This window comes from Stenotrophomonas sp. YJH_SMC_46, assembly GCF_059370315.1.
In genome coordinates, this window is the sequence record NZ_JCAFTO010000003.1 from 379,565 (window position 1) to 404,199 (window position 24,635).

The window sequence follows — 24,635 nt, forward strand, 5'->3', positions numbered from 1 at the left end:
GCGGCTATCTATGTGCCAATTGCCTATGCGACGATCTCGCCGTTCTGATTGAGAACTCGGGGGCTGCAAGTAGATGGCTTTCCTCAGTAAAGATCGCTATCAAAGATGAGGAGACTGTCCTTCTATATGCGAGGAGGGCCGCATCCAAATAGCTGTTTCCCCTCCGGCTACAAGTCGGCAGCGTGACGGACACGGCTTCGAAATTTGCGATTGAACCAATTAGGGAGAAGTGCCATGGGCCTTCAAACCATGCAGTCTAGAATTGAGAGCCGCCTCAATGACTTGATAGAGATATCGCGAGACGGGAAGGCGTTCTATGAGGAAGCCTCGGATCGAATAGAGAGCTCGGAGCTTTCTGATCTCTTCATGGGCATTGCAGGGGTTAAAGGCGAGCTGGTCGAAGAGATCAGTAAAATTGTTTCCACAAGTGGTGGTCGCCCCGCAGAGCGAGGCACATTCGTGGGCGCGATGCATCAGTACTATGGGAAGATGCTCGCCGCGTTTGGCGAGACCCAGTACCAATATGTGAAAGAGTTGGAGAAGTCTGAAGCGCGTCTCGTTCAGACATTCAACGAAGTTCTCAATGATCCGGACCTGTCTCAGGACGTGAAGAGGGAGGTTGCGCAGATGATCCCCAAGGTCAGTGAATGCCATTCCGTGATGGTGAATCGGCTGCAATCGATGCATCCGCACTGAAGTCGAACTTTTCGCAGCAAACTGATACGCCGTAGATGCCCTGCGCGTAGGCCTGATTGCGGAGTCGTTGCCCTGGCTTGTCTGGCTAGCTTGTTGACCAAGTTCAGTCAATTGCTTGGCACCATCGCTAAGCAGCACCGCGCCGGCGCCCATCCCGAACGATTCAGGCAGGTCGCTGCCGCGTTCGCAGCGTGTGCGACGGCCGGTCGTATCCTTCCGGTCATGATTTCCGCCACCTACCAAGGCTTCCGCACCGTGCCGATCCCGTCTGGCTGGGTCCAGACAGGGGAACGGTTGGATCTGTGGTGGAACGGGCGCTCGGTCGCCAATATCACTCCGGCTCCCGGCCGTGGTGCGCGGCTTCACCTAGATGCGCGAAAGATCTTCGAGACCAAGAAGGTCTTCGCCGCCAGCGTGTCTCAAGGTAAGCGCTACGCCGAGCGCTGGTGCGCGGCTAGGCTGTACCCGGAGATGCGCCTGCGCGCCGCTGTGGCGCGGTTGCTCGACACGACCTTGGCCGAGCCGCTCGAACCGCTGCCCGGCCTGCCGCCGACCCGCGAGCAGCAGCAACAGGCCCGGCGTCTGGCCGAGGCCGGAACGAGGGAAGTCGAGCGGATCAAGGCGGCGCTTGAACCGCGCCGACCGCCGAAAGAGACCAAGCCCAGAGCGAAAGACCCGATGAAGGGGTGGGTAAGGGCTGGGAGGATGCCACCTCACAATTCCGGAATGGCTCAGGACGGGGCGTGACCGCCCCGTCCCCGGTCGGCTAAAACCGGTGTCCCATGGACTGCTCTTTGCAATCTGCCCGGAGGCCTAAGCTCGCACGACCACGGGCAGCCTGGTTCTCGGACGGATTGCAGCCAGAGTTGGATACGCCCGCAATACCCTGTCATAAAGGTCGGGGTGCTTGCGCGCTGTAACCGTAACTACTAGGGCATAGGGTAGTTTCTGTGCGCCGGATGGACTAACAGCCGACCCCGGTTCCCGAGCTTGATAGTGTTAGGCCGGGTGCAAGATCGGCTACTCGTGGCAAGCGCGACAGTGCGTCGCGAGCCGGGGACGCGCGTGCCACGGCCGATAGCGACTGCGGTGGCAGCTTGGGTGTCGAGCAGGTCTAAGGTGTTGATGTCAAATGGAGTGGCGCGGATTGCAAATCCGTTTACAGCGGTTCGATTCCGCTTGAGGCCTCCAATTGAAAAGCCCTGACTCCGGTCAGGGCTTTTTTGTTTGGCTGCGATCAGTTCCCCGCTCGCGATCACCGCCCGGCTGTCAGTTATGGCAGATGCGGTGGCGCTACACTCGTGTGATGAGCCAGATTGATCACTTCCGCGGCACCTTGCTCGGCCTGGCGTGCGGCGATGCCGTCGGTACCACGCTGGAGTTCAAGCCTCGTGGCAGCTTCACCCCGATCACCGACATGGTGGGCGGTGGGCCGTTCCAGCTGCAGCCGGGGCAATGGACCGACGATACCTCCATGGCGATGTGCCTGGCCGAGAGCCTGGTGCGTTGTGACACCTTGGATGTGCACGATCAGATGAACCGCTACGCCAACTGGTACCGGCATGGGTACTGGAGTGCGACCGGCGAGTGCTTCGATATCGGTATGGCAACGCGGGCTGCCATCGACCGGTTCCTGCAGGACGGCCAACCGCTGGCGGGTAGTGACGACCCACGCAGCGCCGGCAATGGCTCGATCATGCGTTTGGCGCCGGTGGCATTGCGCTACGCCGGGACTCCCGACCTGCAGGCAATGGCCGAGCTGAGTTCGCGAACGACGCACGCTGCGCAGGAGTGCCTGGAGGCGTGCCGCCTGCTGGCCGTCGCGCTGGAGCGGGCGTTGGCAGGCGGCACCCGTGACGGGGTGCTGGATCTCAGCAATGTTCCCGTCGAGAGCGTGCGGCTGCAGCAGATCGCGGCGGGCGGCTACCGCGGTGCCGCGCGTGAGCAGATCCGTGGCAATGGCTATGTTGTCGACAGTCTGGAAGCTGCACTCTGGTGCTTTGATCGCCACGACACCTTTGAAGCCGTCGTACTCGAGGCGGCCAATCTTGGCGAGGACGCCGACACCACGGCCGCCATTGCGGGGCAGCTGGCGGGCGCATTCCATGGTGCGCGCGGAATCCCCGGGCGGTGGTTGCAGCGGCTGGCCCTGCGTGCCGAAATCCAGGCGCTGGCCGATGCGCTGCACGCCTTGAACCAGGCCAGCGACCGCGCTGCGTAAGTCGGGTTCCCTGCCTGTGAACTGCGCCGGCAGGGCGCTCCCTGCGGCCGCCATTTCCGACGCCGCGCTGCTTCACCTGCAGCCGTTCGCCGCGCCCCGGTCGCCAGTCTCAGCCGGCCACGACATGGAAAGGCGCTATGGTCGAGTTCCACGTCTCAGGGAGCCGCAATGGCGAGCAAGGACATCACGCGTCGTTCCAGCCACGGAGCGAAACGGAAATGAGCAAAGTCACGGCAGATGTGCGCTGGTTGACCTTTCGCTTGAAGAACGGGCAATCCATCGGGCCGGACCGGTTGAAGGATGGCTGGATCATCGCTTCGGAAACCGCCCGCTGCGGGGTGCGCCGTGAGCATATCGAGGGGTCGGGCCTGGTCTACGCCCTCTATGCGCCGGCCAATCTGGCTTCGCCGCGTCGCGCGGAAATGCGCATGCGCGAATTCCTGATGAGCTCGGGCTACACCTTCACGATGGGCACGCTGGGCGGCTGAGCTGCGCGCGGGCCGCGATTGTTCAACGCTGCGCGGCCTTCAACGCCTCGATGATCTGCGCGCCGGAGAAGCCACAATGGCCCTCGCCAACGCGCGGCAGCACCTGTGGCAGCGGACGGGCGCCGGCCCGTGCGGCCGTCTGCGGATACACTGTCTGCATGCGCGGCACGATCGTCGGGTCGTTGTTGTTGAACTGGATCACCAGCGGTCGCCTCAACGCACCGCTCAATGCCAGCTCCCTGCGGACAGCGGCCTGCGCGGCAGGCACGGCATCGACACGTTGCACGCCGGCATTGAACGCCATGTCGTCACCGAAGCCGCTGTAAGCCACGCCTCTGTTGCCCACCGGCATGCCGCCACTGCGCGTGGCCAGTTCGTGCAGGACCAGAGCATGCAGGCTGATCGTGCCGGCCAGTGCATCAGCGGACACCTGCAGCCGCTGTGCCAGCAACGCGGCATGCGAGGGGCTGCGTTGCAGCGCATTGGAGATGCCCTGGTACAGTTCGCCCTGTGGCAGCGCAGCCGCGTCGCGTGAGACCAGGCCCGCAGCCGGCAGGCCTTCGGCCTTGGCAAAGAAGTAATCGAAAGCGACCAGCGTGGTCAGCAGATCACTCGCGATCTGTTCGCCACTGAGATTGGCGCCGCATAGCGACACACCACCGGCGTAGTGTTGCGGGAACCGCTCGAGGCTGGCGAGGGTCACGGCGCCGCCCATCGAAAATCCCAGCATCCAGATATGGCGCACATGCTTGAGTTCAGCCACTGCATGCCGGCGCAGGCGTTCCATGTCGGTGATCGCATCGGCCACCGCCCAGCCCTGGCTGGCATAGGCGCTCTGCGCGACGGCGTAGCCTGCAGCCAGCAGTGGCGCGGTGCCGTCATTGGCAGCCATTGGCGTAGCACGTGGCATGCCTACCGGCTCGTAGCCGTGCGCCAGCATCACCAGGTCACCGTTCCAGTCAGCCGGCACGTCCAGGCGCCACGGGGCCCTCTGCAGCTCGCCACTGAACGTGCGCGGTGATGCAGCGGGTGCGGCCAACACCGGTGTCGCCGGGAATAGCAGGGCGAGGGTGAGGGCACATCGTAGCAAGCGACACATCACGAGCATTCCATCCGGAAATGGCGTCAGCTTAGACCCCGCCAGCAGCCTGCGCGCGCTGCACTGCCGCAGGAAGGGCGGGGGGCGCTCCCCGAGTCGATCACGTCCGCTACGGGAGGATTCCGATACGATGTGTCGCCTTGATCTCTTTCTACTTTACCCAGGGTCCCGTCATGGTCGACCGTCTCGCCATTCTGCTTGAACGCTTTGCGGTCACTGCCTCGGTGTTCCATGCCGGTGCGCTGTGCGGTATCAACATGCTGGAGGGGGAGAATGAGGCCGGGCAGCTGCACCTGGTGCGGCGCGGCCCGTTGCAGGTCAGCCACGGCCGGCAGACCGTGCAGGTCGAGGTCCCCAGCCTGCTGCTGTACCCGCGACCGATGCCGCATCGCTTCAGCACTGATCCGCAGCACGGCGCCGACATGGCCTGCGCCAACCTGCATTTCGAGGGCGGTCGGCTCAACCCGATCAGCGCCGCGTTGCCCGATTTCATCTGCATGCCGCTGGCGGATCTCCATGGCGGCAACGCAGCGCTGGAACTGCTGTTCGAGGAGGCCTTCGAGCAGCGCTGCGGGCGTGCGGTGATGGTCAACCGGTTGTTCGAGGTAGTGATGATCCAGGTGCTGCGCCAGCTGATGGAAGGGGGCGGGATGCGTGGTGGCCTGTTTGCCGGGCTGGGTCATCCACGGCTGCGGCTGGCACTGGTAGCAATGCATGAGGCGCCCGCACAGTCCTGGACCCTGGAAGACCTGGCCGAGGTTGCCGGCATGTCACGCAGCGTGTTTGCTGCCAGTTTCCGCGAGGCGATGGGTACCACGCCCGGGCAGTACCTGCAGGGTTGGCGGGTGGGCCTGGCGCAGCAGGCACTGCGTCAGGGGCGCCCGCTGAAACGGATTGCCGACGACGTGGGTTATGGCAGCGAAGCCGCGCTGTCGCGCGCGTTCAAGGCGCATACCGGGCTGTCGCCGCGGGAATGGCGCGGGCAGACCCGGGCCAGCGCGGCCTGAGCGCTCAGCCCAGCAGCAGCCGGGCCAGCTTCATGCCGCCGAACAGGCCGGCCAGGCCCAGTGCCACCGAGCCGCCGGCATACAGGGCCGCCAGCCCATGCTGGCCGCGCTGCAGCAGCAGGCCGATCTCCAGTGCATAGGTGGAAAACGTGGTGTAGCCGCCGAGGATGCCGGTGGCCAGCAACAATCGCAGCTGTGGCGAGGCGCCATTGCGCATCGCGAAGACCTCGACCACGACGCCCATCAGGAGCGCGCCGCTGATGTTGATCAGGAAGGTCGACCAGGGCCAGGGACTGCCGGCCCCTACCCGCGCGCCGAGCAGATTGCAGGCGTGGCGCAGGCAGGCACCGATGCCGCCTCCGATGAAGACCAGGAAATAGCCGTTCAGTGCGTGCATGGGGTGCCTCGAATACGGGTTCGCAGGGTCAATGGCGAACGCCGAGGGCAGGCACGACCCGCCGTCGACGAACACCGGATTCGTCATGGCAGGAGCCATCAGCCTTCTCAGGCGGTTATCGGGGGAGCCCCATCCCCATCAAGGCCCATGCTACCAGCGGCGGTGCATTTACGTCATCGAGGTCGTCAGAACCCGGGCAACCTTGCTGCGGCTGAAGCCGTCCATCAGCAGTTCAAACGCGAGCAGATCCAAGGCCGCGTGGCGCCGGTGGTCGATCTCCAGACCGTTCTCGGCCACCAGATGGCTGACCAGCTCGTAGGCGTCCTGCCAGACATCCAGGTGGGCCTGGCTGGGGATGTAGGCATTGCCAGGCTCACCGACGCCAAGCCCGCTGACCCCGTACAGCAGCTCGCGTGCGTCCAGCTTGGCCGCATCGGCGATGCGGAACAGCTGTTCGGCCTTTACGTGCGAGGCGCTCACGTGGTCGTTGAGCCAGTTGCTGATGGTTGCTGTCGTTGATTTGGCGGCGCGTGCCAGATCGGCCGGGCGTGGGTGCCCGGCTTTCTTCATGGCTGCCGCGAGTCGTTGGCCGAGAGTATTCATCTATGCAAGCCAGCTTAACGCGTGGATTGCGAAGAAGCCTTGCCGCAAGAATCAGTCTGGTTAACAGAAGGACCGACCGTGACCGAATTCTGGAGCAAGCGGCAGGTACGAACCCGGCTGGGATTCCGCACCGACGCGGAACTGGCGCGCTTCTTTGGCATCAGCCGTTCCGCAGTGTCGCAATGGCCGAGGGACTTTCCCATTCCTCCATTGCGGCAGTACATCCTCCATCAGCGCTACCCGAACCTTTTTCCGACAACTGAAGCGCGGGCAGACGAATCCATCTGATTTGCGCCGCCTTTTGTCGCATCCAGCCTGCTTAGCCCGATGTGCTAAGTACACTTAGCAAAATAGACAAGTTCAATCGATCCCAAGCTGATAATCAGTGCCGCCTACTGTGGACGTCGTGCTGTGCTTCCAGACGCCTGTCGGCTTCACCCCATCCGGCACCCCCAGGGCCCCGTATGTAGTTTCGTGAACGATTAATAATTTCAATCACGAAAGTCGCTGCATGTAATTGACCTGTCGTGAAATCTGTGACTAATTGGAGTCAACCAGTCGTGAAGCCTGGGAGTCTTTCAGTAGCACGCAAGTGAGTCGGTAGACCGTCAACGATGCAGAACAAGTCCAACGGAGGTCGTATGGAATACGGCATGAATGGCTTGGCTGAACGGGTACGCCGCGAACTGGAAGCCAGTTATCACAAACACGGATGCGGTCCGGCGTTCTGGGATACCTACCAGCAGGTGCTGGATCGCCTGGTCCCACAGGGGACCGAGCGTACCGAAGTCACCAACGAGATGGCGCTGATCATCGAACAGTTGGGCATCGTCCGGCGCGCCCAGCTTGTGCCGCCGCACGCCAACGCGTCGCGTTGATTCAGAGCAGGCGCCAGGCGCCGCAGGCAAGCAGCGCGAGCAACAAGGACAGCAGGGCCACCGTCCGGGGTCGCCACAGGCGCTTCGGTTGTCCGGCCATCGCCTGCGGACTGCAGTAGCGCACCAGCCCAGGACCGAAACCGGCCCGGAGCTGTTGTTGTGCGCAGGCCTCCAGGCAGGCGCCACAGGCCAGGCAATCGGCCTGCGGTCCCTGGCGGATGTCCAGTTGCATCGGGCAGGCACGGACGCAGGCTGCGCAGTCGGTGCAGTCACCCAGGCGGTCGGCGCTGAAGGTCGGCATCGGTCCTGCCAGCAGCGGATGCGCAGCGCGGAATACGTAGTCCTGCGCAGTGGTCGGGTCGAGCAGGCCGCGGCCACGGCCCAGCACCCCGCCGAGACCGGACGGGCGTGGCCCGCGCGGCTCACCGCGGCGGGCGTCGTACAGCATGCGCGGCGTATGCGGATCGGTCAGCAGCGGCTGCATGCGTGCGAACGGGCACAGCGAACGGCACACCTGCTCACGCAGGAAACCGGCGTTTCCCCAGGTGGCGGCGGCGTAGAACAGCACCCAGAACGTTTCCCAGCCGCTCCAGCCAGCGCTTGGCGCGGCGGCCAGCAATCCGCTGATCGGGCTGAACAGGCCGACGAAGGTGATGCCGGTCCACACTGACAGCAGGCCCCAGGCCAGCTGGGTGGCTGGGCCTGCCGCAGGTGCGGGCAGTACCCGCGCCGCGCTGCGGGCGATCCAGTCGAAGGCACGGCGCCACAGCGTCTGCGGGCAGGCGTGGCCGCACCAGACGCGGCCGGCGAGGTGGGTCAGCAGCGCGAGGCTTACTACCAGTACCGCCAGCAGGCCGATCAGCGCGCCGACGTCGCCGGGCCACAAGGTCCAGCCAAACAGGTCGAATCGCCGCGCGCTGATGTCCAGCAGCAGCGCCTGGCGTCCTTCCCAGCGCAGCCACGGAAGTGCGTAGAACACCACCAGCAGGGCAGCGCTGAGCCTGCCGCGCCAATGCCAGGGACGGGGTACCCGGGTGCAGGACGTGCTCATCCCAGCGGCAGCTCCTCGTCGTCATCGCCCGGCAGGGGCCGCTGCAGGTACCAGGTGACCGCGCTGGACAGTGCAGTGACCGACCAGAACATGAAGAATCCTGCCGTATAGCCCAGTTCGCGGCTGATGGCGGTGCCCGGGAAACTGATGGCCTGCAGGCGCAATGGATCGACGAAGGCGAAGAACACCACGCTGGCAACGCCGGCGGCGATGAAGCTGGGCCAGAGGATCGCGCCCCAGTGCTGGATCAGCCGCTGGCGGCGGTTGGGAAAAGGTCTGTTCATGCTGTCCCCGATCGAAAAGTGGGCGGCGCGTATACTTCGCCAGGATCGGCGCCGTATCCGCAGGGCATGCTTCCTGCAAGCGTGCCAGCCTAGGCGCAGCGGATTGCGCCGACATTGATCTGGATCAACGGCGCTGCCGCCTGGGTGCGGCAGCCTGCCTGCAAGCTTTGGATGCCCCGATGAACGCAACACAGCCGCCTGTCCTCCCCGTCGCCTCGCCCGGGTTGTGCACCGAGCAGGAAGTGACTCGACTGGTCCACGATTTCTATGCCCGCGTGCGAGCGGAAGAGCGGCTGGGACCGGTGTTCGAGGCGCACGTGCACGACTGGCCCGGGCACCTGGCGCAGCTGGTCGATTTCTGGTCGGCGATGCTGCGTGGCACTCGCCGCTTCAAGGGCTCGCCGATGTCCAAGCACATGGCCATCGAGCTGGACAAGGACCTGTTCGATCGCTGGCTGGTGCTGTTCCGGGCCACCACTGCCGAGTGCGGTAACCCGCCGATGCAGGAACTGGCCAACGACGTGGCTGCGCGGATCGGTGACACCTTCTGGAGGCGCTACCAGATGCTGCGCTGGCCGCAGGTCGGCCTGCCGGTACTGGGGATCGCCGGCAAGCATTGATCTGGGTCAAGGCGGCACAGGCCGCCTGGCGCGATGCTGGGGGCATGGACACGTTCTCTCCCGCTGCCGGTGGCCTGGCCTGGACCTTCGACCCCGATCTGCTGCGCCGGCACGACCGGCCCGGGCCGCGCTACACCTCGTATCCGACCGCGCCCCATTTCCACGATGGCTTCGGCGCGCCGGCGCTGCGCCAGGCGATCGCCGACAGCAACCAGCTGGCCCGCGCGCTGTCGCTGTACGTGCATGTGCCGTTCTGTTCCAGCCCCTGCTTCTACTGTGGCTGCAACCGGGTGATCACCCGCGACCGCGGACGTGGCCACAGCTATGTGTCGCGCGTGCTGGCCGAGGCCGACCTGCTGGCGCCGCAGTTCGAGGACGGCCGTGAGGTCATCCAGCTGCATCTAGGCGGTGGCACGCCGAATTTCCTCGAGGCCGAGGCGATGACCACGCTGGTGGAAGGGCTGCGCCGGCGCTTCGATTTCAGCGATTCACCGCAGCGCGATTTCTCGATCGAACTCGATCCACGCTTCATCGACACCCGCGACGTCGCCATGCTGGCGCGCCTGGGATTCAACCGGGCCAGCCTGGGCGTGCAGGATTTCGACCCGCAGGTGCAGGAATCGATCAACCGCATCCAGGGCGTGCAGCAGACACTGGACATCCTGAGCGCCTGCCGCGACAGCGGCATGCGTTCGGTCAACGTCGACCTGATCTACGGCCTGCCCGGGCAGAGCCTGGAGGGGTTCGGCCGCACCCTCGATAGGGTGCTGGCGCTGCGTCCGGACCGCCTGGCGGTGTACGGATACGCGCATCTGCCGCACCTGTTCCGTGCGCAGAAGCAGATCGACGAAAGCCGCTTGCCTTCGCCGGAGGACAAACTGGCGCTGCTGGGTCTGGCGGTGGAGACGCTCTCTGCGGCCGGCTACCAGTACATCGGCATGGATCACTTCGCATTGCCGGAAGAAGATCTGTCGCGCGCACAACGCGCCGGGCAGCTGCATCGCAATTTCATGGGCTATACCACCCACGCCGATACCGATCTGCTCGGCCTGGGCGTGAGTGCGATCAGCCACATCGGTGCCACCTACAGCCAGAATCCGCGCGACCTGCCGTCATGGGAGGATGCCGTGGACCAGGGGCAGCTGCCGGTGTGGCGCGGCGTGGCGCTGAGCGCTGACGACCAGCTGCGTGCGGAACTGATCCAGCAGTTGATGTGCCAGGGCGAGGTCGATGGCGTGCAGCTGGGTCAGCGCCACGGCGTGGATTTCGAACAGTACTTTGCCGAGGACCTGCATTCGGTACAGCGGCTGCAGGAAGACGGGCTGGCCGAATACCGCGATGGCGTAGTGCGTTCCAGCGAACCGGGGCGACCGCTGCTGCGGTTGCTGGCGATGTGCTTCGATCCGTACCTGCGTGCCACTCACGAGCAACCGCGTTACTCGCGGGCGATCTGAGTGTGGGTTGCGCGGCGTGCGTATGGTGCCCGGAGCCGGAATCGAACCGGCATGGGGTTGCCCCCGGCGGATTTTAAGTCCGATGCGTCTACCAGTTTCGCCATCCGGGCCAGCAGCGCGGCGCCGATTGTAGCCCACCTGCGCTGCCTCGGCCTGTTTGCATCACGGCGGTCGCGTGCTTAACTGCCGATCGTATTCATGTCATAGTCCCTGCCATCGTTCCCAGGGGGGGGAGCCATCTGATGTCGCTGCACGCGATTGCCTATGCCAGCGAGGCCCGCGCCGATCTGCAGACAACCGATCTTGACCGCCTGCTGGCCGATGCCACGGCATTCAATCGTGTAGCTGGAGTCACCGGCGTCCTGATGTTCGATGGCAGCCGTTTCCTGCAGTATCTCGAAGGCCCGCAGGACGGCATCGATTCGGTGTTCCAGCGCATCCTCAACGCGCGCAGCCATGGGCAGCTGCACGTACTGTGCCGCGCTCCGGTGGTGCAGCGGGCATTTCCGCGCTGGTCGATGGGTACGCGGCGCATCGAGCCAGAACCACTGGCGCAGATCGTCGACGCCGCTTGGCCCGGCTTCCTGCTTGGCAGCGGTGGATTTGAACGCCTGCTGCAGGCCTGGACCGGTGCCGACGGTGAGCTGGAACCGGCGGCGGTGGCGTTGGGGTCCTGAGCCCGCCTTGGCGGCAGGGCGCCGGGGCCGGTAGGCTGTAGCCTTTCTGGCGCAGGTTTTCCGGAGTGGTGCAGCAGATGAGTGTGTTGGCCGAAGCCATGGCAGCGTATGTGCGATTGCATCGATTGCACGGGATGTGCCGATGAGTGTGCCGGTTGCGGCGGCCAGTGACCCTCGTTTTGCGGTGGTCGGCCTGGGCTATGTCGGCCTGCCGTTGGCGGTGGCGTTTGGCCGGCAGTGGCCGACGTTGGGCTTCGATATTGACGCCGGTCGCATCGCCGAGCTGCGCAGCGGCCAGGACCACACACTGGAAATGGAAGCCGACGAGCTGGCCAGTGCGCACCTGTTGCAGTACGGCAGCGATCCGGCACTGCTTGATGCCTGCAATGTCTACATCGTCACCGTGCCGACCCCGATCGATGCCTACGAACAGCCCGATCTGGAGCCGTTGCGTTCGGCCACGCGCCTGATTGCCAGCCATCTCCGCGCCGGAGATCTGGTGATCTACGAGTCCACGGTCTACCCCGGAACCACCGAGGAAGTGTGCGTGCCGCTGCTGGAACAAGGGTCCGGCCTGCGCTTCAACGAAGACTTCTACTGCGGCTACAGCCCCGAACGGGTCAGCCCCGGTGACCGCCAGCGGCGCCTTGCCGACATCCGCAAGATCACCTCCGGATCGACCCCGGAGGTCGCTGCGGTGATTGATGGTCTGTACCAGCGCATCATTGCCGCCGGTACGTTCCCGGCCCCTTCGATGCGCGTGGCTGAAGCGGCCAAGGTGGTCGAGAACATCCAGCGTGACGTCAACATCGCGCTGGTCAACGAGCTGGCCCTGATCTTCGACCGGCTCGGCATCGACACCCAGGACGTGCTGGATGCCGCCGGCAGCAAGTGGAACTTCCTGCCGTTCCGCCCGGGCCTGGTCGGTGGTCACTGCATCGGCGTCGATCCGTACTACCTGCTGCACAAGTCCGAGAGCGTGGGTTACCACCCGGACCTGATCCACACCGCGCGACAGGTCAATAACCGCGTCGGCGAGCACGTAGCGGCTCGGGTGCTGGCGATGCTGGCCGAGCGTGGCCGTGCGCCGGCGGATGCACGCATCCTGGTCCTGGGCGTGACCTTCAAGGAGGATTGCCCGGACCTGCGCAACAGTCGCGCGTTGGAACTGGCACAGCGCTTGCGCGATGCCGGTGCGAGGGTCGAGGTAAGCGACCCGTGGGTCGGCCCGGCGGCATTGACCGGCGAGGGCCTGGACTGGCTGGCCGAGCCCGGGGCAGGGCGCTATGACGCGGTGGTGCTGGCGGTGGCCCACGCCCGTTTCAAGGCGATGGATGAATCCGCAATCCGGGCGCTGCTGGCGCCCGGTGGCCTGGTCTACGACGTGAAATCGGCCTGGCCGCGCAACGTGGTTGACGATCGTTTGTAAGCCCCGGCTGCGAACGGCGCGGTAGACTCGGGGGCAGTTGCAACCGAGGAACGCCATGCACCGGTATATCGTCTACCTGCTCGCCATCCTGATGTTCCCGATATGCCTGTGGCTGGCCACGATCTGGCCAGCCTGGTACTGGGGCGTCGGCCTGACTGCCGCGATGGTGGCGCTGGGGACCTGGGACCTGCTGCAGAAACGCAGCACGTTGCGCCGCAATTATCCGGTGATGGCGCACTTCCGTTACGGGCTGGAGTCGATCGGTCCGGAGATCCGCCAGTACTTCGTGCAGAGCGACCTGGAAGACGTGCCGTTCTCGCGCCAGCAGCGCGCGCTGATCTACCAGCGTGCAAAGAACGAGATGGACACGGTGCCGTTCGGCACCCTGCGCAGCACTTATGCGGTGGACTACGAGTGGATCAACCATTCGCTGGCACCGACGACGATTGCCAAGCATGACTTCCGCGTCCTGATCGGCCCGAACTGCGCCAAGCCTTATTCGGCCAGCGTGTTCAACATCTCGGCGATGAGCTTTGGCTCGCTGTCAGCCAATGCGATCCGCGCACTGAACGAAGGCGCACGCCGCGGTGGCTTCTACCACGACACCGGCGAAGGATCGATTTCGCCCTACCACCGCGAAATGGGCGGCGACCTGGTGTGGGAGATCGGCTCGGGGTACTTCGGTTGCCGTGACGAGAAAGGTGGTTTCAGCGAGGAGCGCTTCGTTGCCAACGCTACCCACGATCAGGTCAAGATGATCGAGATCAAGCTGTCGCAGGGGGCCAAGCCGGGCCACGGTGGTGTGCTGCCGGCACCGAAAGTGACCGCCGAGATCTCGGTGACCCGTGGCGTGCCGATGGGCGTTGACTGCGTGTCGCCGTCGCGCCATTCGGCGTTCTCCACGCCGGTTGAACTGTTGCAGTTCGTGGCCCGCCTGCGCGAACTGTCCGGTGGCAAGCCGGTCGGTTTCAAGTTGGCCATCGGCCACCCGTGGGAATGGTTCGGCATCGCCAAGGCGATGCAGGAAACCGGCCTGTTGCCGGACTTCATCGTGGTGGATGGCGCCGAAGGCGGCACCGGCGCGGCACCGGCCGAGTTCGTCGATCATGTCGGCGTGCCGATGCATGAGGCACTGCTGCTGGTGCACAACACCCTGGTCGGCCTCGACCTGCGTGAGCGCATCCGCATCGGCGCGGCCGGCAAGATCACCAGTGCGTTCGACATCGCACGGACCATCGCGTTGGGGGCCGACTGGTGCAATGCCGGCCGAGGCTTCATGTTCGCGCTGGGCTGCATCCAGTCGCTGAGCTGCCATACCGACAAGTGTCCGACCGGGATCGCTACCCAGGATCCCGCGCGCTGGAAGCATCTGGATGCACCGGACAAGGCTGCTCGTGTCTACAGCTACCACGAGCACACGCTGCATGCCTTGAAGGAGCTGCTGTGTGCCGCTGGCCTCAATGATCCGGCCGAGCTGGGGCCGGAACACATCCTGCGCCGTGTCTCGCCGGTGGAGATCCGTTCGCTGGCCTCGTTGTACCGCTACCTGGAGCCAGGCGAACTGCTGCACAAGGTGCCCGACCATGCGGTGTTCCATGCGTTCTGGGCCGATGCGCGCAGCGACTCGTTCCAGCCACCGCCGAAGATCCAGGCGCTGCGCGCCAGCAAGTCGCGATAACGTGTTGCTGTAGAGCCGAGCCCATGCTCGGCTGCTTCTCTCATCGCGATGTTGGAACGAAGAACAGCCGAGCCGAGCATGGGCTCGGCTCTACAGGGAGATGTCATGCGGTTCAGGACCGGCACCATCGACGATGTCGCCATGCTGTGGGCACTGCGCACGCGTTGCGTTCGCGAGACGTGCAGCAGCCACTACCCGGCGGAGGTGATCGATCCGTGGTCTGCTTCGCCGCCGCCGTCGCAGTACGCACGGTTGCTGGGGCAGGGAGGCTGCGTAGTGGCCGAGGACGGGCAGGGTGGCCTGCTCGGCTTCGGCGTCTTTGATGCCGATGCCAATGAAGTCGATGCGTTGTTCGTCAATCCGGATCATGGCGGCCAGGGCATTGGCCAGGCGTTGATGCAGCGCCTGCTGGCGATGGCCGATCGTGAACGTGAGGTGGTGCTGTCGGCCTCGCTCAACGCCGTGCCGTTCTATCAACGCCAGGGGTTCGTCAGCGTGCGCGAAGAGGCCTACCCGCATCCCAGCGGCGTGGCGCTGGCTTCAGTGAGCATGCGCCGGCCGTGGTGAGTGCTCGTTTTCTGCGTTCTGTAGAGCCGAGCCCACGCTCGGCTGCTTTTGATTCAAGCCGAGCATGGGCTCGGCTCTACAGGTAACGCCGTCGAGCATGGCTCGACGCTACAAGGCAGGCGTCACCGCCCGGCCAGCCACCCGATTACGCCTTCCGCAGCACGCAGGCCACTGGCGTAGCACGCGGTCAACAGGTAGCCACCTGTCGGCGCTTCCCAGTCCAGCATCTCGCCGGCGCAGAACACGCCGGGCACTGCCCGCAGCATCAGGCCATCATCCAGCGCATCCAGGCGCACGCCGCCGGCGGTGCTGATCACCTCGGCCATCGGCCGGGGACGCAGCAGGCGCAGCGGCAGGCGCTTGAGCGTAGCCGCCACGGCAGGCAGGTCGCTGCCCGCTTCTTTACCCAGGATCTCGAACACCAGTGCGGCTTTCACTGCATCCAGACCGGCTTGGCGGCGCAGGTGCTCGCCGAAGCTGCGGCCCTTGCGTGGGCGTGACAGATCGGCAAGCAGGCGCGCCTCGTCGCGGCCCGGTACCAGATCCAGCCACAGCATCGCGTGGCCCTCGCGGTTGATGGTCTCGCGCAGGTCCGCCGCAATCGCATAGATCAGGCTGCCTTCGATGCCGTACTCGCTGGCCACGCATTCGCCCTGCAGCGACCGTGGCTGTCCGGCCAGGTCGATCCAGTGCGCGACCACCGGCTTCAACGGCGCGCCGGCATTGCGTTGGGCGAAGAATGGGGTCCAACCCACGTCGAAACCGCAGTTGGCCGACTGCAGTGGTGCGATGTCCACGCCACGGGTCTGCAGTGGCGCGACCCAGGCGCCGTCACTGCCCAGCTGCGGCCAGCTGCCGCCGCCCATGGCCAGCAGGGTGGCATCGGCATGTACTTCAACGGCGCCATCTTCGGTTTCAAATCGCAGCGCGCCATCCTCACCCCAGCCGATCCAGCGGTGGTTGGCATGCAGGCGCACACCCTGTTCCTTCAGCCGGCGCACCCAGCCACGCAGCAGCGGCGCAGCCTTCCGGTCGACCGGGAACACGCGGCCGGAGCTGCCCACATAGGTCTCCACGCCCAGGCCGGCGGCCCAGTCGCGCAGCGCCTGCGCATCGAAGTCGTCCAGCCAGCGGCCCACGGCCGTGGACTGCTCGCGGTAGCGGCTGTCGAACAGCGGACGCGGATCGGAATGGGTGAGGTTGAGCCCGCCCTTGCCGGCGATCAGGAATTTGCGGCCGGGCGACCCCTTGGCCTCGTACAGGTCGACGTCCAGCCCGGCGGCGCGCAGGCGCTCGGCGGCGAACAGGCCGGCCGGGCCACCGCCGATGACGGCGACGCGGTGGGGCATGGCGGCATCACGGTTTGACATCGAGCAGCTCGACGTCGAACACCAGCGACGATCCGGCCGGAATCGGGCCGACCTTGCGGTCGCCGTAACCGTAGTCCGGCGGGATCATCAGCGTGCGCTTGCCGCCAACTTTCATGCCGGCCACGCCCTCATCCCAGCCGCGGATGACCTGGCCGGCGCCAAGCGCGAAGGTGAACGGTTGGCCGTGCTTGAAGGAGCTGTCGAAGGTCTTGCCGTGCTTGGTCTCGGTACGGTTGTCGTAGATCCAACCGGTGTAGTGCACGGTGACCTTGCTGCCGGGAACGGCTTCAGCACCGGCACCTGGCACGATATCGATCCGCTCGAAGGCGGTCAGGGTGCCGCCGGGCGGCGGGCCGGACGGTTCGGTCGAGCAGCCAGCGGCGGCGAGGGACAGCAGCAGGGGAAGCAGCAGGCGGCGCATCGGGCGTCTCCGGTAGGGCGCAGGTCGAGGGCGGCAAGGGTAGCGCATCGGCGCCGGGTATCATGGGGACATGGCAAAACTCCTGCTCAATCTGCGCAATGTCGGTGACGACGAATACGCCGATGTCTGCACGCTGCTCGACCAGCACGGCATCGCCTGGTACCGCACCGAACCCAGCCCCTGGGGCATTTCCAACGGAGGCCTGTGGCTGCGCGAGGACGCCGATCATCCACGTGCGAAGGCGCTGATGGCGGAGTACCAGGCCGAACGCGGGCCGCGCATCCGTGCCGAGCGTGAGCAGGCATTGCGTGATGGCACGGCGGAGACCTTCGGCAGCCTGTTCCGGCGGCGGCCGCTGTACGTAATGCTGGTGCTGCTGGGGATGGCCGCTGCCGCTGCGCTGGTGCTGCTGCCGTTCGTACTGTTGCGGGGGTAAGGGGTTTCGGCCGGGTTGCACCCGGCACCCGCAGACGCAACGTCGACGTCAAAAGCCGGGCTTCAGTGGGAGGGTGGGGCGGTGTGGGCAGGCGGGGGACGGCAAACGCTGCTCCTGCGTGCCTCGTAGAGCGCCATCCATGGCGCTCTGCGCCCCCGCCTGCCCACACCGCCCCACCCCTGACAGATTCCGGGTGTCTGCCGGGCTTGGGGTCGGATCCCTCTGCTGCGCAGAGGGCACTGACCCCTGAATCTGTCTGTGCGGGCGGGAGGCGCTAAAATGGCGGGATGATCGCCAATACCGCTGCCTACCATTTCGCCGTCATCGACGCCCCTCAGGCCCTGTGTGACCAGCTGCTGGCGCGTGCCGAGGCGGCACAGCTGCGCGGCACGATCCTGGTGGCGGGCGAGGGGCTGAACCTGTTCCTGGCGGGTGCGCCAGAGGCGGTCGAGGGTTTCTACGCAGCGCTGCGCTCTGACGCGCGCTTTGCCGATATGCGGGTCAAGACCAGCTTCAGCGAGCACCAGCCGTTCGCCCGGCTGAAGGCCAAGGTGAAGGACGAGATCATCAGCTTCCGCCGTGATGACGGCCAGCCGCTGGACTATCCGCGTGCGCCGGCGGTCGATCCGGCCACCGTGCAGCGCTGGCTGCGGCAGGGGCATGACGATGCCGGCAAGCCGGTGGTGATGCTCGATACGCGCAATCTGCAGGAAGTGGAGTACGGCACCTTCAAGGATGCGCTGGTGTTGCCCATCCACAAGTTCACCGACCTGCCGGAGGCGCTGGCGCCGCACCGCGAAGCACTGAAGGACAGCACCGTGGTCAGTTTCTGCACCGGCGGCATCCGCTGCGAGAAGGCGGCGCTGTGGATGGTCAACGACGGCATGGACAACGTGCTGCAGCTGGACGGTGGCATCCTCGGTTACTTCGAGGAAGTGGGCGGCGAAGGCTACGAAGGCCGCTGCTTCGTGTTCGATGAGCGCATTGCGCTGGATGCGGAACTGAAGCCGATGGTCGACCAGCCGTTGCCTGATCCGCGCCCCAGCGCGTTCTAAGCCGGGATGTCGATTCCCCGGTAGAGCCGGCCGCTGGCCGGCTGCCAGGGCACGTTGCCTGCCGGCCAGCGGCCGGCTCTACCGGATCACGTGCAGCCAGTCGTGGACCCGCGCTGCGGGAATCAGCATCCTGCCACCGGCACTGGCCGCTGCGCCGGGTCGTCCCCATGCATGGGGGATCCTGTGACGGAAAAACGCCTGATGATCCCGTTGTCGATCCTTGACCTGGCCCCGGTCTGCGAGGGCAGTGACACCACCACCGCCTTTGCCAACATGCTGGAACTGGCCCAGCACGCCGATGCGCTGGGCTACCGCCGCTACTGGCTGGCCGAACACCACAACATGCCCGGCATCGCCAGTGCGGCCACCGCCGTGCTGATCGGCCATGTCGCCGGCGGTACCCGGCGCATCCGGGTCGGTGCCGGCGGCATCATGCTGCCCAACCATGCCCCGCTGCAGGTGGCCGAGCAGTTCGGCACGCTGGCCTCGCTGTATCCGGACCGGATCGACCTGGGCCTGGGCCGCGCACCGGGTACTGACCAGCCGACCGCGCGTGCATTGCGCCGCTACTTCGACAGCGCGGACCAGTTCCCACAGGACGTGCGCGAGCTGCTGCACTACTTCGAGCCGGTTCAGCCGGGGCAGGCGGTGCAGGCCGTTCCAGGTGGCGGCCTGCGGGTACCGACCTGGATCCTCGGTTCCAGTCTGTTCGGCGCGCGCATGGCCGCGTCGATGGGCCTGCCGTATGCGTTCGCCTCGCACTTCGCACCCGACGCGATGGACGAAGCCCTTGCTGTCTACCGCCGCGAGTTCCGCCCCTCGGCGGCGCTGAAGCAGCCGCACGCGATGCTCGCCCTGAACGTCGTTGCCAGCGACAGCGAGGCGGAGTCGCGCCGCCTTTTCACCAGCCAGCAGCAGAGTTTCGTCAACCTGCGTCGTGGCCGGCCGGGCAAGATTCCGGCACCGATCGACGACATCGAGTCCTTCTGGGAGCCGCACGAAAAACTGGGGGTGGAGCGGGCGCTGGCCTGCACCGTGCTGGGCGATCCGCAGCAGGTCGGGGAGGGCATCGCCGCGTTTGTCGAACGGCACGGGCCCGACGAGCTGATGCTCACCGCCAACCTGTACGACCACCGCGCGCGCTTGCGCTCGTTCGAACTGACCATGCAGGCCTGGCACGCCCGCCACGCGGGCTGAACAATTGCGTCACGGGCTGTTGCGGCCGTGCCCGGTCTGATGGGGGCTCATTCCGATGGAGTCCCCCACATGGCCGACACCCGTGCCGAACACGTCAACCAGCTGGCCGAACTGATCAAGGATGTGGAGGTGGCCATGTTCACCACCACCGGCGTCGACGGACGGCTCTACAGTCGGCCGCTGGCCACCCAGCAGGTCGCCTTTGACGGCGACCTGTGGTTCGTCATCACCGCCGACAGCCCGAAGGTGGCCGAGATCGCGCTCGACCCGCGGGTCAACGTGGCGTATGCCTCGCCCTCGAACAACACCTATGTCTCGGTGGCCGGGCGTGCCCGCGTCGTCGATGACCGCGCGAAGATCGAGGAGCTGTGGTCACCGGCGATGAAACTGTTCTTCCCGGGTGGCAAGGATGATCCAAACCTGCGCCTGATCCACGTGCGGGCCGACTCGGCCGAGTATTGGGATGGTCCGGGCACGCTGTTGGGCAAAGCGTTGAATTTCGTGCTGTCGGCCGTGCAGGACGAGCCGGGGCAATTGGCCGACAACGGCTTCATCGATCTTCGGTGATGACCGATGTCCGGTATTGGTAGTGCCGGCCGCTGGCCGGCAACCCTGGAAACGTGGCAGCCGGCCAGCGGCCGGCTCTACCGGATGCCGCTTCAGAACCAGCGCTGGAACAGCTCCACTGTATAGCCCACCAGCTGCCCCGAACTGAAGCCGAAGAACGCGATCGCCACCAGTGCGGCGATCCAGTTGAACAGCATCAGCGCACCATCGCGTTCCAGCAGCGCCAGCGAGAACAGCAGCAGCTGGAAGCCGAACAGAAAGTTGGTGAACGGAATCGGCAACGACAGCAGCAGGCCCAGCAACACCAGCAGCAGGCCAGTGAACGCGTGTGCGGGCAGCGGTGTCAGCAGCTGCGGCAGGCGTGGCTTCAGCATCCTGTCCAGCCGCCGCAACGGGCGATCGATACGGTCCAGGAAGCGGTGCATGGTGCCGCGCTTCGGCCCGCGTCGGGCAATGAAACCGGGTAGCCAGGGGCGGCGCAGGCAACACAGCATCTGCAGGCCGATCAGGACCACCAGTGGGCCGCTGACCGCACCCCCCATGCCCGGGATCGGGATGAACGAGGGCAGGATCGCCACGAACAGGAACACGCCGAACGCGCTCTGCTGCAGGTTGCTGAGGATCTGGCCGAGCGGCATGTGCTCGGCGGGATCGCCGGAGGCGAACATCTCCAGCAGGGTGCGGATGCCCTCGTTGCGGTAGGCCGCGCGCTGAGCGCCCTGGCCCTGGCCGGCCTCAGGCGGTGAGCTCATCGGCCTGCTCGTCGGACAACGTGCGCAGCAGCAGCTTGTCCACCCGCGCACCGTCCAGGTCGACCACCTCGAAGCGCCAGCCGGCCCAGTCGAAGTACTCGCCTGCGTGCGGGATGCGGCCGAAGTAGTGGATGCACATGCCGGCCAGCGTGTAGTAATCGCCGTCCTCGGCATCGGGCAGGTCGTTGCTTCCGATCAGCTCGCGCAGGTCTTCGATCGGCAGCGAGCCGTCCACCAGCAGCGAGCCGTCCTCGCGGGTCACCACCAGGGCATCCTCGTCGGCATTCTCGACCGCCTGCAGGCGGCCGACCACCGCCCCCATCAGGTCGCTGATGGTCACCAGGCCCTGGATCTCGCCGTACTCGTCCACCACCAGCGCCATCGACTGCTGTTCCTCGCGGAAGATCTCCAGCAGCTTCATCGCGTGGGTCGATTCGGAGACGTACAGCGGTTCGCGCAGAGTCTGGAACAGCGCGTTGTCGCCGCGCGCCATGCGCGTGGCCAGCGATTTCAGCTCCAGCACGCCGACCACGTCCATGTCGTTGTCGCGGTACACCGGGTAACGGGAGAACTCGTGCTCGGCCATGATGTCCAGATTGCGCTCCAGCCCGGCCTGGGTGTCGAGCCAGGCGATGCGGTTGCGCGGCGTCATCAGGCTGTCGGCGGTGCGGTCGCCCAGGCGCATGACGCGGTTCATCATGTCGCGCTCGTGGGCGTCGATCACGCCGGCCTCGTGGCTCTCGGCCACCAGCATCCGGATCTCTTCTTCAGTCACCTGCGCGGCCTCGTCCTTGCCCAGGCCCAGCACCTTCAGCACCAGCTGGGTAGTCTTGGACAGGAGCCAGACGAAGGGCAGGGCGAGCCTGGCCAGCCAGCTCATCGGCATCGCGACCAGGCCGGCAATGGCCTCGGAACGTGTCAGGGCCAGGCGCTTGGGCACCAGTTCGCCGAAGATCAGCGTGATGAAGGTGATCAGCGAGACCGCCAGGGCGGTGCCTACTTCGCGCGCGTACGCAAAGCCGGGCATCAGGCCCTGCAGCCAGCCGGCGATCGCGTCGCCGATCGCATCACCACCGAGGTAGCCGGTGAGTACGCCGATCACGGTGATGCCGATCTGCACGGTGGACAGGAAGCTCTCCGGCTTCTCCGACAGCTCCAGCGCCTTGGCGGCGCGCTTGGAGGTGGCGGCCATCTGCTTCAGGCGGCTCTTGCGCGAGGTCATGACCGACATCTCGGACATGGCGAAGAAGCCGTTCAGCAGAACCAGCGCGAAGACAATCAGGATCATTTCAAACACGGGCGTCGTCCCCGGTTGGTGGCAGGGAGGGCGGGTGCTTGCGATGGCGGCAGGCGCTCAGGAACGGGGTCCGGCGCGGCGCAGGGGGATAAGGGTCGTCGTCCATAAGGTGCGCCTGAAGGCGCGCTGGCATCTTAGCAAAGGGGCGTGGCAGGGTGGCAACCGCCTGTTCAGGTTGGGGCTCCCAGAGCCCGGAAAGGGCGCGGGGATACCCGTGATGGTCATCTAGCCGTCATAATTCGCTCTGGTGCCGTCCTTCCCGCGACGGCTGACAGGTTTCTCAATGTTCTCTCTGCAGACCATTTTCGGTTCCGGCAAACAGTTCTACACCCTGCTCGATGAGGCTGCTGTCGCGGCTTCCGATGCCGCCAAGGCGCTGCATTCCATGCTGCGCGAGGCCGACCGCCAGCCCGCGCTGGACGCCTTCAAGCTGGCCCGCCTGCGCGAACGCGCGGCCTCGGACAAGATCAGCCAGGCGCTGGTGGACAGCTTCATGACCCCCATCGAGCGCGAAGACATCGAAGCGCTGGGTTCGGCCCTGTACAAGATTCCGAAGCAGATCGAGAAGTTCGCCGATCGCTATTCGCTGGCCACGACCCACCTGGAGCACATCGACTTCGCGCCGCGCGCGGCGATGCTGGAGCAGGCCGCCGGCGTGGTGGTGGAGATGGTGGCCGACCTGCGCCACATGAACCTGGACCGGATGACCGCGCTGAACGAGAAGCTGCGCTCGCTGGAGAACGAGGCCGACCGCCTGATGCTCGAGCTGTACCGCGACATCTACTCCGGTCGCCTGGACAACCTGCAGATGTTCCTGCTGAAGGAATTCTTCGAGATCCTGGAAAAGGCCATCGACCGTTGCCGCGAGGCTGGCGTGGTGGCGTACCAGATCGTGTTGAAGAACAGCTGACGGACGCCGCCGCATGTTGACCCTTGTCCTGGTAGTGATCCTGGCCGCGCTCGTCTTCGAGTTCATCAACGGCTTCCACGACACTGCCAATTCCATTGCCACCGTAGTGGCGACCAAGGTGCTCTCGCCCGGCTGGGCGGTGATGCTGGCCGCCTTCATGAACCTCATCGGTGCGCTGACCGGTACGGCGGTGGCGCTGACCATCGCCTCGGGCCTGCTCAACACCAACGTGGTGGAAGTCACCCCGCAGGTGATCCTGTGCGCGCTGCTGGGCGGCATCATCTGGAACCTGATCACCTGGTGGAAGGGACTGCCGTCCTCGTCCTCGCACGCGCTGATCGGCGGCCTCTGCGGCGCCGGCCTGGCTGCGGCCCACAACAACTGGGATGCCCTGATCTGGTCCGAGCGCCTGGGCAGCTGGGCGCAGAACAAGGGCCTGCTGTGGAAGGTGTTCGTGCCGATGATCACCTCGCCGATCGCCGGCTTCCTGCTCGGCATTGTGGTGATGGTGCTGCTGTGGGCGCTGATCGCCGGCCTGGCCAAGGTCGGTGGCGCCATCGGCCGCCTGGCCCGCCCGCGCATCGTCAATGCCTTCTTCGGCAAGGCGCAGATCGCCTCGGCGGCCTACATGGGCTTCGCCCACGGCCACAACGACGCGCAGAAGACCATGGGCATCATCGCGATGACCCTGATTGGTGCCGAAGCCACCGGCGCACTGAACGATCTGCCGTCCTGGCTGGCCTTCATGCACCCGGACGCGCACGCCGGTGACGGCATCGCCATGTGGATCGTGCTGACCTGCGCGGTGGTGATGGCGGCCGGTACCGCTTCGGGTGGCTGGAAGATCATCAAGACCCTGGGCCACAAGATGGTCAAGCTGCACCCGATCCACGGCTTCGCCGCGGAGACCAGCTCGGCCACCATCCTGACCCTGGCGGCCCACTTCGGCATGCCGGTCTCGACCACGCACAGCATCTCCACCGCGATCATGGGTGTCGGCTTCGCCAAGAACCCGCGTTCGCTGAAGTTCGGCGTGATCGAGCGCATCGTCTGGGCCTGGATCCTGACCATCCCGGCGGCCGGCGGCTGTGCGTACCTGATCCTGAAGCTGTTCGAACTGTTCGGCTGGACCTGATGCCAACGGCCTTGGGATCAGAGCCCTTTCCCTGCGGGAAAAGGATCTGATCCCGGTAAACGAAAAAGCCCGCCGGATACCGGCGTGCTTTTCTCATGGCAGATCATTCCTCTGTATCCAAGCGTGCCGACCAACGGTCGGCACCCACCAACAGCAGCAGGAACCTGTCAGCGGCGGGGTGGGGTGGATATGCAGGACCGTTGGCGCCATGGATGGCGCCATCGAGCCCCCATGGACGGGTTTACGGCGTGTCCTGCATATCCACCCCACCTCGCCAGCCCTCAGGAAGCCCGCTTTTGCAGTTGATCTTGCCGTGGACCTTGCCGTTGCCGTTGATCCGGCGGGT

28 protein-coding genes, 1 tRNA gene and 1 riboswitch are annotated in these 24,635 nt (G+C 65.6%); of the genes, 19 read left to right on the forward strand and 10 right to left on the reverse strand.

The window, feature by feature from the left end; all coding sequences use genetic code 11:
- The first annotated feature begins 234 nt into the window (after positions 1–234).
- From AC5P8C_RS11205 to AC5P8C_RS11220, 4 genes are all read left to right on the forward strand, one after another.
- Positions 235–696 carry a PA2169 family four-helix-bundle protein gene (locus tag AC5P8C_RS11205; RefSeq protein WP_495218759.1) on the forward strand — a complete coding sequence of 154 codons (462 nt, stop codon included), beginning with the start codon at positions 235–237 and terminating at the stop codon, positions 694–696.
- A 222-nt stretch (positions 697–918) separates the two neighbouring features.
- Positions 919–1,443: a hypothetical protein gene (locus tag AC5P8C_RS11210; RefSeq protein ID WP_233654138.1), complete on the forward strand. Its 525-nt coding sequence runs from the start codon at positions 919–921 to the stop codon at positions 1,441–1,443.
- 559 nt (positions 1,444–2,002) lie between these two features.
- On the forward strand, positions 2,003–2,917 hold the full coding sequence (locus AC5P8C_RS11215; RefSeq protein ID WP_495218760.1) for an ADP-ribosylglycohydrolase family protein: 915 nt from the start codon (positions 2,003–2,005) through the stop codon (positions 2,915–2,917).
- Positions 2,918–3,135: 218 nt separating this feature from the next.
- The gene (locus AC5P8C_RS11220) at positions 3,136–3,405 is read left to right on the forward strand and encodes a hypothetical protein (RefSeq protein ID WP_020723485.1); all 270 of its coding nucleotides are present in this window, start codon (positions 3,136–3,138) and stop codon (positions 3,403–3,405) included.
- A 22-nt stretch (positions 3,406–3,427) separates the two neighbouring features.
- Here AC5P8C_RS11220 and AC5P8C_RS11225 read toward each other — a convergent pair whose 3' ends face one another.
- Positions 3,428–4,504, reverse strand: a complete 1,077-nt coding sequence (locus tag AC5P8C_RS11225; RefSeq protein ID WP_495218761.1) for an alpha/beta hydrolase family protein — start codon at positions 4,502–4,504, stop codon at positions 3,428–3,430.
- A 173-nt stretch (positions 4,505–4,677) separates the two neighbouring features.
- Between AC5P8C_RS11225 and AC5P8C_RS11230 the strand changes: the two genes are divergently transcribed.
- Entirely contained in the window at positions 4,678–5,511 is an 834-nt protein-coding gene (locus AC5P8C_RS11230) for an AraC family transcriptional regulator (protein WP_019658975.1), read from the forward strand.
- A gap of 4 nt (positions 5,512–5,515) precedes the next feature.
- On the opposite strand, the gene crcB is transcribed toward AC5P8C_RS11230, so the two are convergent.
- A complete protein-coding gene (crcB, locus tag AC5P8C_RS11235; RefSeq protein WP_019658974.1) occupies positions 5,516–5,908 on the reverse strand; it encodes a fluoride efflux transporter CrcB in 393 nt (130 codons plus the stop codon).
- A gap of 82 nt (positions 5,909–5,990) precedes the next feature.
- Positions 5,991–6,054, reverse strand: a riboswitch (Fluoride riboswitch).
- 22 nt (positions 6,055–6,076) lie between these two features.
- Complete coding sequence (locus AC5P8C_RS11240; protein ID WP_019658973.1) at positions 6,077–6,478, reverse strand: XRE family transcriptional regulator; 402 nt, start codon at positions 6,476–6,478, stop codon at positions 6,077–6,079.
- Between the two features lie 111 nt (positions 6,479–6,589).
- Here AC5P8C_RS11240 and AC5P8C_RS11245 point away from each other — a divergent pair, with 111 nt between their 5' ends.
- A complete protein-coding gene (locus AC5P8C_RS11245) occupies positions 6,590–6,799 on the forward strand; it encodes a helix-turn-helix domain-containing protein (RefSeq protein ID WP_019658972.1) in 210 nt (69 codons plus the stop codon).
- Between the two features lie 353 nt (positions 6,800–7,152).
- Entirely contained in the window at positions 7,153–7,389 is a 237-nt protein-coding gene (locus AC5P8C_RS11250) for a hypothetical protein (protein WP_019658971.1), read from the forward strand.
- A gap of 1 nt (position 7,390) precedes the next feature.
- On the opposite strand, the gene AC5P8C_RS11255 is transcribed toward AC5P8C_RS11250, so the two are convergent.
- Together AC5P8C_RS11255 and AC5P8C_RS11260 are read right to left on the reverse strand one after the other, a co-directional pair.
- Positions 7,391–8,440, reverse strand: a complete 1,050-nt coding sequence (locus AC5P8C_RS11255; RefSeq protein WP_495218762.1) for a 4Fe-4S dicluster domain-containing protein — start codon at positions 8,438–8,440, stop codon at positions 7,391–7,393.
- A complete protein-coding gene (locus AC5P8C_RS11260) occupies positions 8,437–8,724 on the reverse strand; it encodes a hypothetical protein (RefSeq protein ID WP_019658969.1) in 288 nt (95 codons plus the stop codon). The genes AC5P8C_RS11255 and AC5P8C_RS11260 overlap by 4 nt, the downstream gene beginning before the upstream one ends.
- Positions 8,725–8,903: 179 nt before the next feature.
- On the opposite strand from AC5P8C_RS11260, the gene AC5P8C_RS11265 reads away from it, so the two are divergent.
- Entirely contained in the window at positions 8,904–9,344 is a 441-nt protein-coding gene (locus tag AC5P8C_RS11265; RefSeq protein ID WP_495218763.1) for a group III truncated hemoglobin, read from the forward strand.
- A 44-nt stretch (positions 9,345–9,388) separates the two neighbouring features.
- Entirely contained in the window at positions 9,389–10,798 is a 1,410-nt protein-coding gene (hemN, locus tag AC5P8C_RS11270) for an oxygen-independent coproporphyrinogen III oxidase (RefSeq protein ID WP_019658967.1), read from the forward strand.
- Positions 10,799–10,821: 23 nt separating this feature from the next.
- On the opposite strand, the gene AC5P8C_RS11275 is transcribed toward hemN, so the two are convergent.
- Positions 10,822–10,908, reverse strand: a tRNA-Leu gene (locus AC5P8C_RS11275).
- A gap of 132 nt (positions 10,909–11,040) precedes the next feature.
- Here AC5P8C_RS11275 and AC5P8C_RS11280 point away from each other — a divergent pair.
- From AC5P8C_RS11280 to AC5P8C_RS11295, 4 genes are all read left to right on the forward strand, one after another.
- The gene (locus tag AC5P8C_RS11280) at positions 11,041–11,475 is read left to right on the forward strand and encodes a BLUF domain-containing protein (RefSeq protein WP_019658901.1); all 435 of its coding nucleotides are present in this window, start codon (positions 11,041–11,043) and stop codon (positions 11,473–11,475) included.
- Positions 11,476–11,617: 142 nt separating this feature from the next.
- Complete coding sequence (locus AC5P8C_RS11285; protein WP_019658900.1) at positions 11,618–12,904, forward strand: nucleotide sugar dehydrogenase; 1,287 nt, start codon at positions 11,618–11,620, stop codon at positions 12,902–12,904.
- Between the two features lie 55 nt (positions 12,905–12,959).
- Positions 12,960–14,582, forward strand: coding sequence for an FMN-binding glutamate synthase family protein (locus AC5P8C_RS11290; RefSeq protein ID WP_021204397.1), 1,623 nt, complete (start codon positions 12,960–12,962; stop codon positions 14,580–14,582).
- Between the two features lie 105 nt (positions 14,583–14,687).
- Positions 14,688–15,149, forward strand: a complete 462-nt coding sequence (locus AC5P8C_RS11295; protein WP_019658898.1) for a GNAT family N-acetyltransferase — start codon at positions 14,688–14,690, stop codon at positions 15,147–15,149.
- Between the two features lie 122 nt (positions 15,150–15,271).
- Here the strand turns inward: AC5P8C_RS11295 and AC5P8C_RS11300 are convergent, their stop codons facing one another.
- Positions 15,272–16,519, reverse strand: coding sequence for a TIGR03862 family flavoprotein (locus AC5P8C_RS11300; protein ID WP_233653009.1), 1,248 nt, complete (start codon positions 16,517–16,519; stop codon positions 15,272–15,274).
- On the reverse strand, positions 16,506–16,940 hold the full coding sequence (locus tag AC5P8C_RS11305) for an FKBP-type peptidyl-prolyl cis-trans isomerase (protein ID WP_019658896.1): 435 nt from the start codon (positions 16,938–16,940) through the stop codon (positions 16,506–16,508). Before AC5P8C_RS11305 ends, AC5P8C_RS11300 begins: the two co-directional genes overlap by 14 nt.
- Before the next feature lie 70 nt (positions 16,941–17,010).
- Between AC5P8C_RS11305 and AC5P8C_RS11310 the strand changes: the two genes are divergently transcribed.
- The 4 genes from AC5P8C_RS11310 to AC5P8C_RS11325 all read left to right on the forward strand — a co-directional run bounded on the left by AC5P8C_RS11310 (position 17,011) and on the right by AC5P8C_RS11325 (position 20,195).
- Positions 17,011–17,376 (forward strand): DUF6164 family protein, encoded by a 366-nt coding sequence (locus tag AC5P8C_RS11310; protein ID WP_019658895.1) that lies wholly within the window; start codon positions 17,011–17,013, stop codon positions 17,374–17,376.
- 287 nt (positions 17,377–17,663) lie between these two features.
- A complete protein-coding gene (locus AC5P8C_RS11315; RefSeq protein ID WP_019658894.1) occupies positions 17,664–18,431 on the forward strand; it encodes a sulfurtransferase in 768 nt (255 codons plus the stop codon).
- Between the two features lie 201 nt (positions 18,432–18,632).
- Positions 18,633–19,628 carry an LLM class flavin-dependent oxidoreductase gene (locus AC5P8C_RS11320; RefSeq protein ID WP_423161279.1) on the forward strand — a complete coding sequence of 332 codons (996 nt, stop codon included), beginning with the start codon at positions 18,633–18,635 and terminating at the stop codon, positions 19,626–19,628.
- Between the two features lie 69 nt (positions 19,629–19,697).
- Positions 19,698–20,195 (forward strand): pyridoxamine 5'-phosphate oxidase family protein, encoded by a 498-nt coding sequence (locus AC5P8C_RS11325; RefSeq protein WP_495218765.1) that lies wholly within the window; start codon positions 19,698–19,700, stop codon positions 20,193–20,195.
- 92 nt (positions 20,196–20,287) lie between these two features.
- Here the strand turns inward: AC5P8C_RS11325 and AC5P8C_RS11330 are convergent, their stop codons facing one another.
- Together AC5P8C_RS11330 and AC5P8C_RS11335 are read right to left on the reverse strand one after the other, a co-directional pair.
- Positions 20,288–20,947, reverse strand: coding sequence for an exopolysaccharide biosynthesis protein (locus tag AC5P8C_RS11330; RefSeq protein ID WP_019658891.1), 660 nt, complete (start codon positions 20,945–20,947; stop codon positions 20,288–20,290).
- Positions 20,931–22,235 (reverse strand): hemolysin family protein, encoded by a 1,305-nt coding sequence (locus AC5P8C_RS11335; RefSeq protein ID WP_005416017.1) that lies wholly within the window; start codon positions 22,233–22,235, stop codon positions 20,931–20,933. The genes AC5P8C_RS11330 and AC5P8C_RS11335 overlap by 17 nt, the downstream gene beginning before the upstream one ends.
- Positions 22,236–22,527: 292 nt before the next feature.
- Here AC5P8C_RS11335 and AC5P8C_RS11340 point away from each other — a divergent pair, with 292 nt between their 5' ends.
- On the forward strand, positions 22,528–23,154 hold the full coding sequence (locus AC5P8C_RS11340; protein WP_004152833.1) for a DUF47 domain-containing protein: 627 nt from the start codon (positions 22,528–22,530) through the stop codon (positions 23,152–23,154).
- Between the two features lie 13 nt (positions 23,155–23,167).
- Complete coding sequence (locus tag AC5P8C_RS11345) at positions 23,168–24,289, forward strand: inorganic phosphate transporter (protein ID WP_019658889.1); 1,122 nt, start codon at positions 23,168–23,170, stop codon at positions 24,287–24,289.
- Positions 24,290–24,635 lie beyond the last annotated feature (346 nt).